18 protein-coding genes are annotated in these 15,003 nt (G+C 71.6%); 12 read left to right on the top strand and 6 right to left on the bottom strand.

The annotated features are described in order from the left end of the window. Both VFC33_07630 and VFC33_07625 read right to left on the bottom strand, forming a co-directional pair. On the bottom strand, positions 1–963 hold a 963-nt coding region (locus VFC33_07630; GenBank protein ID HZR13107.1), incomplete at its 3' end, for a class I SAM-dependent DNA methyltransferase. 67 nt (positions 964–1,030) lie between these two features. Further along, positions 1,031–1,819: a TIGR02569 family protein gene (locus VFC33_07625; GenBank protein HZR13106.1), complete on the bottom strand. Its 789-nt coding sequence runs from the start codon at positions 1,817–1,819 to the stop codon at positions 1,031–1,033. A gap of 132 nt (positions 1,820–1,951) precedes the next feature. Between VFC33_07625 and VFC33_07620 the strand changes: the two genes are divergently transcribed. From VFC33_07620 to VFC33_07600, 5 genes are all read left to right on the top strand, one after another. Continuing rightward, the gene (locus tag VFC33_07620) at positions 1,952–2,431 is read left to right on the top strand and encodes a hypothetical protein (protein HZR13105.1); all 480 of its coding nucleotides are present in this window, start codon (positions 1,952–1,954) and stop codon (positions 2,429–2,431) included. 152 nt (positions 2,432–2,583) lie between these two features. Continuing rightward, positions 2,584–2,985: a hypothetical protein gene (locus tag VFC33_07615; protein HZR13104.1), complete on the top strand. Its 402-nt coding sequence runs from the start codon at positions 2,584–2,586 to the stop codon at positions 2,983–2,985. A 67-nt stretch (positions 2,986–3,052) separates the two neighbouring features. Continuing rightward, positions 3,053–4,105, top strand: a complete 1,053-nt coding sequence (locus tag VFC33_07610; GenBank protein ID HZR13103.1) for an ABC transporter substrate-binding protein — start codon at positions 3,053–3,055, stop codon at positions 4,103–4,105. Positions 4,106–4,145: 40 nt separating this feature from the next. After that, a complete protein-coding gene (locus tag VFC33_07605; GenBank protein HZR13102.1) occupies positions 4,146–4,796 on the top strand; it encodes a TetR/AcrR family transcriptional regulator in 651 nt (216 codons plus the stop codon). Next, a complete protein-coding gene (locus VFC33_07600) occupies positions 4,793–6,445 on the top strand; it encodes an MFS transporter (protein HZR13101.1) in 1,653 nt (550 codons plus the stop codon). Before VFC33_07605 ends, VFC33_07600 begins: the two co-directional genes overlap by 4 nt. A 55-nt stretch (positions 6,446–6,500) precedes the next feature. Here the strand turns inward: VFC33_07600 and VFC33_07595 are convergent, their stop codons facing one another. Further along, complete coding sequence (locus VFC33_07595) at positions 6,501–7,067, bottom strand: hemerythrin domain-containing protein (protein HZR13100.1); 567 nt, start codon at positions 7,065–7,067, stop codon at positions 6,501–6,503. 166 nt (positions 7,068–7,233) lie between these two features. On the opposite strand from VFC33_07595, the gene VFC33_07590 reads away from it, so the two are divergent. Continuing rightward, positions 7,234–7,461 carry a hypothetical protein gene (locus VFC33_07590; GenBank protein ID HZR13099.1) on the top strand — a complete coding sequence of 76 codons (228 nt, stop codon included), beginning with the start codon at positions 7,234–7,236 and terminating at the stop codon, positions 7,459–7,461. A gap of 27 nt (positions 7,462–7,488) precedes the next feature. Here VFC33_07590 and VFC33_07585 read toward each other — a convergent pair whose 3' ends face one another. After that, entirely contained in the window at positions 7,489–8,451 is a 963-nt protein-coding gene (locus VFC33_07585) for a Ku protein (protein ID HZR13098.1), read from the bottom strand. 141 nt (positions 8,452–8,592) lie between these two features. Between VFC33_07585 and ligD the strand changes: the two genes are divergently transcribed. Further along, complete coding sequence (ligD, locus tag VFC33_07580; protein ID HZR13097.1) at positions 8,593–9,486, top strand: non-homologous end-joining DNA ligase; 894 nt, start codon at positions 8,593–8,595, stop codon at positions 9,484–9,486. 10 nt (positions 9,487–9,496) lie between these two features. Here the strand turns inward: ligD and VFC33_07575 are convergent, their stop codons facing one another. Beyond that, positions 9,497–9,856, bottom strand: coding sequence for a nuclear transport factor 2 family protein (locus VFC33_07575; protein HZR13096.1), 360 nt, complete (start codon positions 9,854–9,856; stop codon positions 9,497–9,499). Between the two features lie 132 nt (positions 9,857–9,988). Here VFC33_07575 and VFC33_07570 point away from each other — a divergent pair, with 132 nt between their 5' ends. The 5 genes from VFC33_07570 to VFC33_07550 are packed head-to-tail and all read left to right on the top strand — an operon-like array spanning position 9,989 to position 14,478. Beyond that, positions 9,989–10,696, top strand: a complete 708-nt coding sequence (locus VFC33_07570) for an ABC transporter ATP-binding protein (GenBank protein ID HZR13095.1) — start codon at positions 9,989–9,991, stop codon at positions 10,694–10,696. A gap of 10 nt (positions 10,697–10,706) precedes the next feature. Next, positions 10,707–12,023, top strand: a complete 1,317-nt coding sequence (locus VFC33_07565; GenBank protein HZR13094.1) for an ABC transporter permease — start codon at positions 10,707–10,709, stop codon at positions 12,021–12,023. Then, entirely contained in the window at positions 12,023–12,781 is a 759-nt protein-coding gene (locus tag VFC33_07560; GenBank protein HZR13093.1) for a GDSL-type esterase/lipase family protein, read from the top strand. Before VFC33_07565 ends, VFC33_07560 begins: the two co-directional genes overlap by 1 nt. Beyond that, positions 12,778–13,497, top strand: a complete 720-nt coding sequence (locus VFC33_07555) for a hypothetical protein (protein ID HZR13092.1) — start codon at positions 12,778–12,780, stop codon at positions 13,495–13,497. The genes VFC33_07560 and VFC33_07555 overlap by 4 nt, the downstream gene beginning before the upstream one ends. Before the next feature lie 9 nt (positions 13,498–13,506). Beyond that, positions 13,507–14,478 (top strand): cation diffusion facilitator family transporter, encoded by a 972-nt coding sequence (locus VFC33_07550; GenBank protein HZR13091.1) that lies wholly within the window; start codon positions 13,507–13,509, stop codon positions 14,476–14,478. On the opposite strand, the gene VFC33_07545 is transcribed toward VFC33_07550, so the two are convergent. Further along, positions 14,448–14,969, bottom strand: a complete 522-nt coding sequence (locus VFC33_07545) for a gamma carbonic anhydrase family protein (GenBank protein HZR13090.1) — start codon at positions 14,967–14,969, stop codon at positions 14,448–14,450. The genes VFC33_07550 and VFC33_07545 overlap by 31 nt on opposite strands. Positions 14,970–15,003: the final 34 nt, after the last annotated feature.

Below are 15,003 nucleotides of genomic sequence, written 5' to 3'. Positions count from 1 at the left end.
GTCGTTGATGCGCGGGAGGCCGGCACCGAACCGTCCACGGAAGCCGAGCGACTCGTGCTCGTGGCGGATCTCCTCGGCGACCTTCTTCCACTCCACGCCAAACGGCGGGTTCGCGAGCATGTAGTCGAAGGTCTGACCCTCGAGCCCGTCGTCCGTGAACGAGTTGCCGGGATGGATGTTCGACGCGTCCTGCCCCTTCAGCATCATGTCGGCGCGGCAGGTCGCGTACGTCTCGTCGTTGAGCTCCTGGCCGAACACCTTCAACTGCGCGGCCGGGTTGTGCTCGCGGACGTAGTCCTCGGAGACCGACAGCATCCCGCCCGTGCCGCAGGCCGGGTCGAACAGCGTGAGCACGCGGCCCGGCTTCGCGAGTACGTCCTCGTCGGGGAGGAACAGCAGGTTCACCATGAGCCTGATGACCTCGCGCGGCGTGAAGTGCTCGCCGGCCGTCTCGTTCGACTGCTCCGAGAAGCGGCGGATCAGCTCCTCGTACACGTAGCCCATCTCGGTGTTCGACACGACGTCGGGATGCAGGTCGATGTCGCAGAAGCGCGCGATCACGAGGTACAGGAGCTTCGAACGCTCCAGACGGTCGATCTGCACGTCGAACCCGAACCGGTGGATCACCTCGCGCGCGCCCGACGAGAACCCGGCGATGTAGCGCCGGAGGTTCGCGGCGATGTCGTTCGGCGCGTCGAGCAGCTTCGGGAAGTCGAACGGCGACACGTTGTAGAACTGCTGACCCGCGACCCGCTCCAGGATGGGGTCGACGTGCTCTACCCGGCCTCGGAGCCGCTCGTGCTCGGCGAGCACGGTCGCCTTCGTCGGTTCGAGGACGCAGTCGAGGCGGCGGAGCACGACGAGCGGGAGGATGACCTTCCCGTACTCGGACTGCTTGTAGTCGCCGCGCAGCAGGTCCGCGACGGACCAGATGAACGCGACCTTCTCCTGGAAGTTCTCCACGCGACCCACCCTCAACGCGTCGGCGTCAGGTTCCGATCACCTTAGGCAGCACGCGACACCGGGTCGTTCACCCCGGCTGCAAACGCGACTCCAACAGCTCGACCGTGCGCGTGTGCACCGCGACCTTGCGCGGCTCCAGGCCACGAACCGTCGCGACCTCGGCCGACGTCGCGATGCGGAAGATCGCGGCGCGCAGCAACAGCTGGTCCGCGTCCGGCACGTCGTGCAACCACTCGAACGCGCCGGCGCCCGCGCCCTCCCACTCGTAGGCATCGATCACGACGACCGCGCTCGCCCACTCCACCGGGCGCCAGTACGGCGTGAAGTCGAGCACGATGGGCCGACCGCGCGCGTCGAACAGCACGTTGCCGCACAGGTCGGCATGGACGACTTGCGACCGCGCCGACACCGGCGCGCGCAACGCCGACAGCCGCTCGACGAGCGCGACCAGCTCGGGTGCGCCGACCGGCGGCCACGCCTTCCACGCGACCGCGTCGGCGCGCCTCCACCAGTCGTCGGCCCGGTCCATCCACGCGGGTCGCGCGACGCCGGCGAGCGCCCGGTGCAACGCGCGGCCGGCCGCGATCACGTCGAGCCACGCGTTCGGACGCGGCCGCGCCTCGACCCATCGGTTCGCGCTCCACCCGTCGACCACCCACCGTGCGTGCGCGCCGCGCACGGGCGGGATCACCACCCCCGAGACGTCGACGCGTGACAGCACGTCCGCGCTCCAGATCGCCTGCTCGACGTCCGTGACCGGTTTGAGGACGACGTCTCCGCAACGCCACGACGCGCCTCCGCCGCCCGCGAGTCGTACGGGTTCACCGCGACAACCGAACGCGCGGCGAACGTTCACGCTCGGTGCACGCGCCCCCGGAGTCACCGCGCCATCTTGACGGACCGCCGACCACAGACCGAGGTCACGCTCAAGGTCGCTCACCGTGTGCCGACGAATACCGCCACCCAGTCGACCAACGAAGGGGATCCGATGTACAAGCGCGCGGCGGTCACGCTCGCCCTCACCGCGACGATCGCAGTCGGCGCATGCGGCGGCGGTTCGAGCCACCTGAGCAAGAAGGACTTCGTCAAGAAGGCGGACGCGATCTGCGCGGCCGGGCAGAAGAAGACGAACGCGCTCAAGGCACCCGACTTCGACCCGTCGGCCGACAACCTCACCGCGGCGCAGCTCACGCAGGTCGCGGACTATCTCGACAAGGGCGTCGCGATCCAGTCGTCGAGCAACGCCGACCTCAAGAAGCTGAACCCGCCCGCCGCGGACGAGAGCACGATCAAGAGCATGCTCTCTCTCGTGGACAAGGCTGACGGTCAGTTGAGCGACGCGGCGTCCGCGGCGCGGAAGAACGACGGCGCCAAGTACCGGAGCGGCATCCAGACCGCGACCGAGACGTTCGACAGCGCGTCGGCGAAGGCCAAGGCGTACGGCCTGACCACGTGCGGCCAGAACTGACGGTACGATCCGTACGCGAACCGACGGGACCGGGTCGACGATCCGGTCCCGTCTCGCGTCCGGGAGGATCGATGCGCGTCCACGCCGTTACCGCGCTGTTGACAACGACCGCCGCACTCACGCTCACCGCATGCAGTGGCGACGGCTCCGGCATGTCGAGGGCGGACTACGTCCGCAAGGGGAACGCGGTGTGCGCGGACCAACGGCGCGCCGTCGACGCGATCGAGACTCCGAACGTCGACGTGCAGTCGAACGACCTCACCCGCGCGCAGCTCGCCGAGGTGGCCGCCTTCTTCGACGCGGGCGTGAGGATCCAGCACGCGACCGTCGCGAAGCTGCGCGCGCTCGGGTACCCGAAGGGTGACCGGGCGACGCTGACGAAGATCTACGACCAGGCGGACCACGGCGCCGACTCGATCCAACAGGCGGCGAACGCGGCACGCGCCGGCGACCTCGCCCGGATGCGCTCCGCGCTCGACAAGGGAACCACCGACCTCGACGCCGCGCAGCACGCGGTCAACGCGTACGGGCTCGACAAGTGCGGGAGCGCCTGACCGAACCCGGCGCGACGCCCGAGCCTGACGTTGACGTCAGCCTCGTCGCTGGTGACACTCCCACCCCATGCAGACGAGTCGCTCGCCCATCCTCATCGGGTTCCTCTACGACTTCCCCCAAGGCGACGGAGGCACGGCCTTCGAGGAAGCCGTCCGCCTCGGGCTCGACACGCTCGACGAGGGCCGCATCGACCGGCCGGTCGAGTTCGTGACGCGTCACGTCGCCGGGCTGCCGGCCGGGAGCGAGCGCGCGGTCCAGCAGGGGTTCCGCGAGCTGGACGACGAAGGCGTGCTCCTGATCCTCGGGCCGTCCATCTCCGACAACGGCCTGATCGCGCAACCGCTCGCGGACGAGGCGCGCATCCCGTGCATCAACTACACGGGCGGCGAGCGGACGCGAGGCGAGTGGATGTTCCACTACCAGATCGGGTCGCTCGAGGAGGAGCCCGCGATCCTCGCGGGCCGGCTCGCGCAACGCGGGCTGCACCGCGCCGCGGTCGTGTTCGACAACTCGCCCGTCGGCCGTCGCTACGCGGAGTGCTTCGACGAGGCGCGGGTGACCGTCGGGGTGGACGTCACCGGGAGCTCCGCGATCTCGCCGCTGTCGGAGGACGTCACCGACGTCGTGTCGCGCCTGCGCGACACCGATCCCTCCGCGCTCGTCTACCTCGGTCTCGGCGTCGCGTCGCGCGCGGTCGCGCTCGCGCTCGCCGCGCTCCAGTGGGACGTGCCCGTCGTCGCGAACTCGTCGCTGATGTTCGGATACGCCCGGCCCGACTGGCGCGACGGCTGGCGCGGCTGGGAGTACATCGACGCGATCGCCGACGACAACACGATGCGGGCGGAGCTCGCGCAGGTCTCGAAGCGCACGGCGGCCGGACCCGTCCCGTGCGGCGCGTACGACATGGGACGGCTCGTCGGCGAGGCGATCGCGCGTGCGCACCACCTGACGCGCGCCGGTCTCAAGGACGGGCTCGAGCGCGTCAAGCAGCTCCCCGCGACGACGGGTGTCGAGGGGACGACGATGGGGTTCGGCCACTGGGACCACGCCGCGCTGAAGGGCGGCTACCTCGTGCTGCGCGAGTGGCGCGACGGCCGAACGGTGCAGGTCGGGACCTAACCGGAAGAGAGCTTCCGGATCGCGGCTACGATCCGGAACCATGGTCCCGGTTCCCGACACCCTGCCCCGACGCGCCGACGCGCGACGCAACCGCGAACAGGTCCTCGGCGCGGCGGAGGCCGTGCTGTCCGAGGTCGGCCTGAGCGCGCCGGTCGAGGAGATCGCGCGCCGCGCGGGCGTGGGCGTCGGCACGGTGTGCCGTCACTTCCCGACGAAGCAGGACCTCGTGGACGCCGTCCTGCGGCGGATGTTCGAGGCGCTCGTGCAGGACGCCAACGCCGCGCTCGAGGTCGACGACCCCGGTGAGGCGTTCCGCTCGTTCGTCGTCGCGCTGTCGGAGTTCCAGGTTCGCCACCGCGCGCTCGCCGAGCAGATGGCAGCACAGATCGAGGGGTCCGCCGAGGGCAAGCCGTTCCGCGTCGCGCTCTGGGACGCGATCACCGAGCTGCTGGCGCGCGCGCAGTCCGCGGGCGCCGTGCGCGCGGACATCGGCCCGTCCGACGTCGCCATGCTCGTCTCCGGTGTCGCGCACGCCGCTGCACTGGTCGGCGACGGGCACGCGCGCGTGCGCGAGCGCTACGTCACCATCGTGCTCGACGGGCTGCGCCCCGCCGAGCCGAGCGCGCTGCCCGGTCGCGCGATGTCGTTCGCGCAGCTCCAGCGGGCCAAGGACCGGCAGAGAACCTCGTGAGCGACGCACCGTACGCGCGCCGGTGGTGGATGCTCGGCGTCCTCTGCCTGAGCCTCCTCATCGTCTTCGTGGGGAACTCGAGCCTCAACGTCGCGATCCCGACGCTGTCACGCGACCTGCACGCGACGGAGTCGCAGCTGCAGTGGGTCGTCGCGGCGTACTCGCTCGTGTTCGCGGGGTTGCTGTTCTCCACGGGCGCGGTCGGCGACCGCTTCGGCCGCAAGGGCGCGCTGCAGCTCGGTCTCGTCGCGTTCCTCGCCGGCGCGGTGCTCGCATCCATGTCGGACGCGATGTGGCAGCTGATCGCGTGCCGCGCGCTCATGGGCGGCGCGGCCGCGTTCATCATGCCGTCGACTCTGTCGATCCTCGTCAACGTCTTCCCGACCGAGGAGCGCGCCAAGGCGATCGCGATCTGGGCCGCGACGACGGGTGCGGCCGGCGCGGTGGGCCCCGTCGCGAGCGGCTGGCTGCTCGGTCACTACTGGTACGGGTCCGTCTTCCTCATCAACGTCCCGTTCATCGTCGTGGCCCTCGTCGCCGGATGGTTCCTCGTGCCGACGTCGCGCGACCCCGAGGAGGCGCGCCTCGACCCGGTCGGCGCGGTGCTGTCGACGATCGGCATCTCGTCGCTCGTGTACGCGCTCATCGAAGCGCCGGACAAGGGCTGGGGCAGCACGGTCACGTTGAGCGCGTTCGCGATCGCGCTCGTCGTGCTGAGCGCGTTCGTCGCGTGGGAGCTCCACCGCGACGAGCCGATGCTCGACATCCGGTACTTCCGCAAGCCCGCGTTCAGCACGGGGACGGGCGGGATGGTCCTCGTGTTCCTCGCGATGTTCGGCGTGATGTTCCTGATCACGCAGTACTTCCAGCTCGTCCTCGACTACAGCCCGCTGTCGGCCGCGCTGCGCCTGCTCCCGATGGCGCCGATCATGATCATCGTCGCCCCGTTGACGCCGAAGCTCAGCGAGCTGTTCGGCGCGCACCGCACGGTCGCGAGCGGGATGCTGTTCGTCGCGGGTGGGTTCGTGATGTTCCGCTTCCTGGGTGTGCACACGCCGTACCTCTACGTGCTCGCGTGCATGATCCCGCTCGTGAGCGGCATCGCGCTCGCCATGTCACCGATGACCGCCGCGATCATGTCGGCGGTGCCGCCGCGCCGGGCCGGGGCAGGGTCCGCGATGAACGACGCGACGCGGGAGCTGGGTGCGGCGCTCGGTGTCGCGGTGCTCGGCAGCGTCGCGTCGTCGCACTACGGCTCCGCGCTCGGAAAGTTCCTCACCGGCCTGTCACCCGCGGCGCGCTCGACCGCGCGCGCGTCGATCGCGGGCGCGTTGCAGGTCGCAGGCAGAACGCCGGGCACCGCGGGTCCGCGTCTCGCGAGCGGGGCGCAGCACGCGTTCGTGGGCGGCATCCAGCTCGCGGTCACCGCGGGCGCGATCCTCGCCGTCGTCGCGGCCGGGATCGTCCTCCGCTACCTGCCCCACGAGCTCGCGCCGGAGGGCGCACTGCACGGTCCGGCGGAAGCGATCGAGGACGTCGCCGAGCTCGGCCTGGCCGGGGTCCCGACCGCGTTCGGCGACGAGCCGACGCGCGGCGACGCGAAGCGCTCGGCCTCAGGCGGGCCGGGCGTGTCAGTGACGCTTCAGTGAAGCGTGGGTCGGTCGAGGACCGACTCACGCTTCATCGAAGCATGTGCGACGGGCGTCAGACGCCGGCGCGGACGCGCTCGACGGTCTGGCGCCCGACGTCGCGCGCCTTGTCGAGCACTCCCGCGGCCGCGCCGGCCAGCAGGTTCGCGGGCGGCGTGTCGGGTGAGCGCGGGTGCGGACGCGTCGGCGCGACCTTCTTGCCGGCTGTGAGACGGGCCCCGAGCTCGTTGAGCGCGGCCTTGTCCATCGCCTTGCGGACGGAGGGGAACATCTCCTTCTCCTCCTCCTTGACGTGGTGGCGCACCAGCTCGATCAGTACGGTGACCTTCGCGTCGAACCGCTCGTCGTCGGGCGACATGCCCTCGAGCTCCGACAGGACCCACTTCACGATGCCGTGCTCCTCGAGCGACTCGAGCACGTCGGACGTCTCGTCCGGATCCCAGTTGCGGACGGTCGGATAGAAGATCTGCTCCTCGATCGCGGCGTGGACCGAGAGCTCCTTGATCATCTTGTCGACGAGGGTCCCCTTCGACTTCTTGGCCCGCGAGCCGGCGTTCTCGAACTTCGAGAAGAGCTCCTCGACCTCACGGTGGTCCTGCTTCAACAGCGTGATGGCGTCCATGTCGTCTCCGGTTCGTGGGCAACGCCTCGTCGATACCGCGAGCCGCCGTCCTCGGAAACGTGACGCCCGTTGGCCCGGTTTCGCTGACACACCCCCGTGTGATGATGGAAGCGTCGTATCCCAAGCGTGTAGTTTCACGCGTGTCATTCGATCGGGAGAAGCTCCCATGAACGACGTGACCAGCATCGACGCGACGAGCATTGACGTGACAAGTCTCGACGTGGGTGAGCCGACCGGAGCCGTCCGGTTCGAGCCGTGCGCGCACTACGTGCCGGACGGTGACTCGCCGTGGGCCTGCTGCGAGGGCTGCGGCTGGCTCGAGGCCGACCACGAGTCCGTCGCGGCCGTCGCTCACCTCCCCCGCCGCCACCTGGTGGAGCGCCGGGCGTCCTGACGCGGCGCTCCCGCCGGAGCGCGGCCGTCAGGCGGAACGACGGGGACGGGCCGCCTTCTTGGCCCCGGTCGCCTTCGTCGCGGTCTTGGCGGTCTTCGACGACTTCGCCGCCTTGCGCGGCGCGGCCGCGGCCTTGCCGGCCTTCCCGGCGCGCTTGGCCGGCGCGGTCTCGGGCTCGTCGTCGGCCGCGTTCTCGTCGGCGCCCGGTGACCCGCCCGACGTGCGGGCGAGGCTGGCCTCGAGCGCGGCCATGAGGTCGAGGACCTTGGCCGGCGCCTCCGAGACCGGCTCGGCGACGATCTCCTCGCCGGCGGCCTTGCGCTCGATGAGGTCGAGGAGCTGGTCGCGGTACTCGTCGCGGTACTTGTCGGGCTCGAACGGGCCCGACAGCGCCTCGACGAGCTGGCGCGCCATCTCGACCTCGCGCCGGTTGACCTCGACGTCCTCGCCGGGCACGCCCTCGAGCGAGTCGATCGCCACGACCTCGTCGGCGTAGCGCATCGTCTCGACGCACAGCACGCCGTCGACGGGCCGGATCGCGACGAGGTGCTCCTTCGAGCGGATGACGACCCGTCCGATCGCGACCTTGCCGAGCCCGGTCATCGCCTCAACGAGCAGCCGGTACGGCTTCTGCGCGTTCTTCTCGGGGACGACGTAGTACGGCTGCTCGAAGTAGACGGGATCGATGTCGGCGAGGTCGACGAAGTCCTCGATCTCGATCGTCCGGGTGGCCACGGGTGCGAGCGCCTTCAGCTCGTCGGGCTCGATCACGACGTAGCTGCCCTTGCGGACCTCGTAACCCTTCACGATCTTGTCGTAGGGGACCTCGTCACCGGTCTGCTCCGAGACCCGCTTGTAGCGGATGCGCGCGCCCGTCCCCTCCTCGAGCTGGTTGAAGCTGACGTCGTTCGATCGGGCCGCTGACGTCATGCGGACGGGCACGGAGACGAGCCCGAAGCTGATCGACCCGCTCCACACTGCGCTCGGCACCGCCAACCTCCATCCCGACGAGACGGCCACCAGGTCAGACGTCCGCGACGCGCACGACTCATCGCCTCGTCACGTCGGGGCGCCGACCGGCGTCCTAGGTTCGCAGGTCATGACCCCGCGATGCACGCGCCGGGCCGTCGCGTGACGGCGACCCACGTCGACGTCGGCGGCCGGCACCTGACCCTGACCAACCTCGACAAGGTCCTGTACCCCGCCGCCGGGTTCACGAAGGCCCAGGTCGTCGACTACTACGCGCGCATCGGCGAGTGGATGCTCCCGCACCTCGCCGGACGCGCGCTCACGCTCGTGCGGTGCCCGGACGGCGTCGAGGGCGAGCGGTTCTTCGAGAAGCGCTGCCCGCCCCATCACCCCGACTGGGTCCCCGCGGTCGGCGAGCTGCGCTCGTGCGAGGTGCGCGAGCTGGCGACGCTCGTCTGGCTCGCCAACCTCGCCGCGCTCGAGCTGCACACCCTCCAGGCCCGGGTGACGCGGCCGGACCGCCCGACCGCGATGGTGCTCGACCTCGACCCCGGCCCGCCGGCCGGGATCCTGGACTGCTGCCGCGTCGCGCTCGATCTGCGCGCCCTGCTCGACGAGCTGGGACTCGCCGCGGTCGTCAAGACGTCCGGCTCGAAGGGACTGCACCTGTCCGTGCCGCTCAACACCGACGACGCCGGCGTCACCGCGGAGACGACGAAGGGATTCGCGCTCCAGATCGGCCGCGCGCTCGCGGCGCACTTCCCGGACCGGGTCGTCACCGACATGCGCAAGGACCTGCGACCGGGGCGCGTGTTCGTCGACTGGAGCCAGAACGACGAGCACAAGACGACCGTGTGCGCGTACTCACTGCGCATCGGGCCGCAGCCGACCGTCTCGACGCCCGTCTCGTGGGACGAGGTCGACGACGCGCTCGCGGGCGGCGACGCGGACGCGCTCGTGTTCGAGACCGCCGACACGCTGCGACGGGCGTCGGACGGCGGCGACCTCTACGCACCGAACGTGGAGCTCGAGCAGCACCTGCCCCGGTTGACGTAGCACGCGTGCGTCACGCGCGCCGGGGAACCTGCTGGATGTAGATCCGGACGCGCGCGATGAGGCCGTCGCGGGTGAGGTCGAACACGAGCGCCTCCGGCGTGACGGTCGACTCGCCGTGCACCTCGACGGTCTCGCTGAGCTCCGCGGTGGCGGACCTCCCGTCGGCCGCGTACGTGACGCGCGCGACGTCCATGCCGTAGCCACGCAGCGTCGGCATCAGCCCCGAGATGAACGCGAGATACTCGGCCTTCGACGGGTACGTGTCGCCGTAGGGGCCCGTCCGCGAGAAGTCGTCGGCGAGGCACGCTGCCAGACCGTCCCAGTCGTGGTCCGTCAGCGTCCGGAGGTAGCGATCGACGACGTCGGACACCGCAGGATCGTACGCCGGGACCGCGTCCGGGGACCCCGAAGCGGTCCGGTACCGTGAGCCGGCATGTTCGGGGCTGTCTCGAGTACGCCCTCACCGCCATCCGGCCACGGCTCCACCCCGTAGCGCGCGGTCATGCGCGTCCTGACCCAGGGGACGGGCCTCGGCATCGACGTCGAGGGCCTCACGCACACGTACGGCAGCGGCCCCGACGCGCTCGTCGTGCTCGATCACCTCGACGTGTCGATCGCGCCCGGCGAGTACGTCGCGGTCACCGGGCGATCCGGCGCGGGCAAGAGCACGTTCCTCGCGATCCTCGGCGGGCTGGAGCGTCAGCAGTCGGGACGCGTCGTCGTCGGCGACGTCGACCTCGGCGCGCTCGACGGTGACGCGCTCGCGTCGTACCGGCGCGACCGGGTCGGCTTCGTGTTCCAGCACTACGGGCTCCTCGGCTCGATGACGGCCGCGGAGAACGTCGAGCTCGCGATGACGTTCGCGGGTGTGTCACGCGCCCGTCGTCGCGCGCGTGCGAGCGAGCTGCTCGACGCGGTCGGCGTCGGCGCGCGCGCCGGGCACCGGCCGAGCGAGCTGAGCGGCGGCGAGAGCCAGCGCGTCGCGATGGCACGCGCGCTCGCGAACGAGCCGCGACTCGTGCTCGCGGACGAGCCGACCGGCAACCTCGACGACGACAGCACCGTGCTCGTCCTCGACCTGCTCGAGCGACTGCCGTCCGAGCACGGCTGCACCCTGGTCGTCGTCACGCACAACCACCTCGTCGCCGAGCACGCCGACCGCCGGCTCGTGCTCGCGGGAGGCCGGCTCGTCACGCCGCGCGGGACGTGAGCGAGGCGCGGTGAGCTGGCGGGACGCGTGCGGTGTGGCCGCGCGCAGCATCGGGCGGCGGCTCGGTCGTGCCGTGCTGACCGTGCTCGCGGTGATGCTCGCGGCCGCGCTCCTCTCCGCGCTGCTCATCGTCGCGGGGGCGGCGCGCACGCGCGTCCTCAGCCAGCTCTCGAAGGGCGGACCGCTGGCGGGCATCCAGGTCGCGGCCGCGGCGCCCGACCCCGGGCAGCTCGACACGGACAACCCGCGTCCGGGCCCGGCACGCGACCTCGACGACGACGCGCTCCACATGATCCGCAACCTGCCGGGCGTCCGGTCCGTCATCCCGCTCATCAGCACGCCGGTGCGCGTGATCGTCCCCGATCCGCCCGTCACCGGTCACGGGACGACGACGGCGAGCGCGCCCGAGCCGTTCACCGAGACGATGACGGGCTTCGACATGCGCCACAGCGGGCAGCTGCCGATCACCGTGCTGTCCGGTCGCCTGCCGGCGCCGGGGTCGCTCGTCGAGGTCGCGGTCACCGAGCAGTACCTGCAGCGGATCCACGCGCAGAAGACCGACGCGAAGCGCGTGGTCGGCACCGAGCTCGAGCTCGGCGCACCGCGCGTGTTCCCGAACGACGACACGGTGCGCGGCCGGTGGACGCGCGCGCTCATCGTCGGCGTCGTCGCGCAGGGCAACGCGGCCGGTGACGTGATCGCACCGATCGAGCAGGTGCAGGCCGCGCAGCGGTGGAGCGCGTCGGGTGTCGGGTTGGACGACCTGCCGACGTCGAAGTACAGCGGGCTGTTCGTCGTGGCGAACGGTCTCGATCAGGTGGGCCCGGTGCGCAACGCGATCACGCAGCGCGCCGGCTACTCGACGAGCGCGCCGGAGAACCTGATCGCCACCGTGCAGCGCTACTTGCGCGTCGTCGAGATCGTGCTGAGCGGGATCGGGCTGATCGCGCTCGTGATCGCTGCACTCGGCATCACGAACGCGCTGCTGGCTGCGGTGCGCGAGCGCCGTCGTGAGATCGGCGTGCTCAAGGCGATCGGGGCGCGCGACCGCGACGTGCGGCGGATCTTTTTGATCGAGGCGTCGCTCCTGGGCCTCGCCGGGGGCGCGCTCGGGACGCTGGCCGGGTTCCTCGTGTCGCAGCTGATGGCCGCGATCGTGAACCAGTACCTGACCGAGCAGGGGCTGTCCGCGGTGCACGTCGGACTGCCGGTCCTCGTGTTCGTCGTCGGCGTCGTCGGGTCGGCGCTGCTCGCGCTCGTCGCCGGGACGGTGCCCGCCCAGCGCGCGGCGCGGCTCCCGGCGCGCCAGGCGATGGGAGACCTCTGATGCGCGGCCGTGCGCTGATCCCGACGCTCGCGCTGCTGACGGCGACGGTCGTGCTGCTGGGCGCCTGCACGGCCGGGAAGCCGCGCACGCTCCCGCGTGCGCGCAACGGTCCCGCGTTCACGTACGTCGCGATCGGCGGTGCAGACACGCTCGCGGACGGGACCGACGATCCACTGCGCCAGGCGTGGCCGCAGGTACTGTTCCGCACCGCGCTGCCGCGCAACGCGACGCTCGTCAACCTCGCGTCCTCGCCCGCATCCGTGCAGGACGTGCTCGACAGGCAGGTACCGCAGGCGCTCACGCTGCACCCGACGCTCGTGACCGTGTTGATCACCGACGACGCATTCCGCGGGACACCGACCGCGACGTTCGAGACCCGCTTGCGCGACGCGCTCGTGCAGCTGCGCCAGGGCGGCCGCGCACGCGTCCTCGTCGCCAACATCCCGCCCCTCGACGCGCGGCCGGGCTACCTCGCGTGCTTGCCCGGCGCGGCAGCCGCGTCCGACTGCACGCTCGACCGCCCCGTCCCCGACGTCGCGACGCTCGACGCACGCGTCGACGCGCTCGATGCCGCCGTCGCGCGCGCCGCCGCGGCAACGGGCGCGAACGTCGTCGACCTGCATGCCGCGGTGCTCGCCGAGCGCGCAGCAGGACGCGAGACGGCCGAGTACGACCCCGGCGCGATCTCGCCGAACGCGCAGGGCCAGCGCGTGATCGCCACCGCGTTCGCGGACGCGTACCGGCGCAGCAACGCATGACGGACGCCCGGCCGCCGCGTGACGCGCAACGCCGTCGCGTCTACCTCGCGGAGACGCCGTTGCCGGGCCGCAAGCTGCCCGCGTTGGACCAGTGCGCGGCGTTCGTCGACACGGTCGTCGGATCGCTGTGGTGGGAGCTGCGCTTCCCGCACCTCACGATGGCCGACGTCCCGCGCCTGCGCCCGGGCCACGGCGCGCGCCAGGCGTTCTACTGCGAGCTCCCGAGCGGGCCCGCGATCACGCTCCCGCGCCGCTACCGCACGACGGGTGTGGTGCTCCACGAGCTCTGCCACTGGGCGCTGGCCCGGGACGACGACCTGCCCAACCACGGCCGGACGTTCGCCCGTCTGCTGCTCGACGCGACCGAGGAGTTCGGGGGCGCGCCGCGTGCCGACGCGCTCGCGGAGTCGTATCGCGCGCAGCGGGTGCACGTCGCGAAGCCGCCCCGGCTCGGGCCCGACGGCCGGCTGCGCTACGGGTGGGACGAACGCCTGCGCCTCGGTCGGGGAAGACTGTTCGACGTGCACTGCCACGACGGTGACGGCAACGGCAACAGCACGGGGACGACGACGTGCGTCCGGGCGCGCTTCGACGGCTGGGGTCGCGGCGGTGCGACGTTGCGGTTGCGCCGGCAGGACGAGACCGTCGTCGTGCGCGCGTCATCGGTATGGGACGTCCGCCGCGTGCCCGACGCGCGCGCGACGCCACGCCGGTAGCGGGCTTCCGTGCACGAGGGCAGTCGCCGCGCGGTCGTCGCCGCGTTGCTCGCGAACCTCGGCATCGCGGCCGTGAAGCTCGCCGTCTTCCTGGTGACGGGTGCGGCCTCGATGCTCGCCGAGGCGATCCACTCCTTCGCGGACACCGGGAACCAGGGCCTCCTGTTCCTCGGCGGCAACCGCGCGCGACGCGCGCCGACGCCCGAGCACCCGTTCGGCTTCGGCAGCGAGCGCTACTTCTGGGCGTTCGTCGTCGCGGTGATGCTGTTCACGCTCGGTGCGCTGTTCGCGTTGCTCGAGGGTGCCGAGCGGATGGTGCACCCGCAGTCGGTGTCGTCGCCGGGGTGGGCGCTCGGGACGCTCGTCGCCGCGATGGTCCTCGAGAGCCTGTCGTTCCGCACCGGCACGCAGGAGGCGCGCAAGCTCAAGCGACCCGGGTGGACGTGGTTCGACTTCATCCACCGCTCGACGAACCCCGAGATCACCGTGGTGCTCCTCGAGGACTCGGCCGCGCTCGTCGGGCTCGTGTTCGCGTTCGCCGGCATCGTGCTCGCGTGGATCACGGGGAACGACCGGTTCGACGCGGGCGGGAGCATCGCGATCGGTCTGCTGCTCGGTGTCGTCGCGGTCGTCCTCGCGTCCGAGATGCAGAGCCTGCTGATCGGCGAGTCGGCGGGTCCCGCCCGCGAGCAACGGATCCGCGACGCGATGGCCGACGGGCCCGAGGTGCGCCGGGTCATCCACCTCCGTACGCTCGTCCTCGGCCCGGAGGAGCTGCTCGTCGCGGCGAAGCTCGACATCGTCGCGCCCTCGATCGCCGAGCTCGCCGCCGCCATCGACACGATCGAGGCGCGGGTCCGTCGCGCGGTGCCGACGGCGCGGGTGATCTACATCGAGCCCGACCTGTACCGCGACGCGACGCCCTCCGAGGACGGCGGGATCCGTGACGATCAGTCGAGCCGGCGGAGCTCCGAGCGGTAGCGCTCGCCGTTGCGGACGTAGCCCTTCGCGTTCTCGAGGATCATCGACTCGGGATCCACGGCGCCTTCGCGGAGCTTGGCGGGCACGCCGAGCGCCATCGCGCGGGCGGGGACCTCCATGCGGTTCGGGACCAGCGCGCCCGCACCGACGAGCGCGCCGCTGCGCACGACCGCCTCGTGCAGCACGATCGAGCCCGACCCGATCAGCGCACCCGACTCGACGGTGCAGCCCTCGAGATGCGCGAGATGCCCGACGACGCAGTCGTCGCCGATCCACGTCGACAGCTCCGCGGTCGCGTGCACGATCGCGCCGTCCTGGATGGACGTGCGCGCGCCAACGGTGATGCGACCGACGTCACCGCGCAGCACGGCCTGCGGCCACACGCTCGTCTGCGACCCGATCGTGACCGCGCCGATGACGGTCGCGTCGGGATGGACGAACGCGTCGGGAGCGATGACGGGCCTGACGTCGCCGAGCGCGTAGAGGGCCATACCCTGGAGGCTACGTGGCCCGTCCGCGCACGGG

The sequence above is a fragment of the Acidimicrobiia bacterium genome (assembly GCA_035651955.1).
GTDB lineage: Bacteria > Actinomycetota > Acidimicrobiia > IMCC26256 > JAMXLJ01 > JAMXLJ01.
This window is presented reverse-complemented; position numbering and strand designations above follow the sequence as displayed.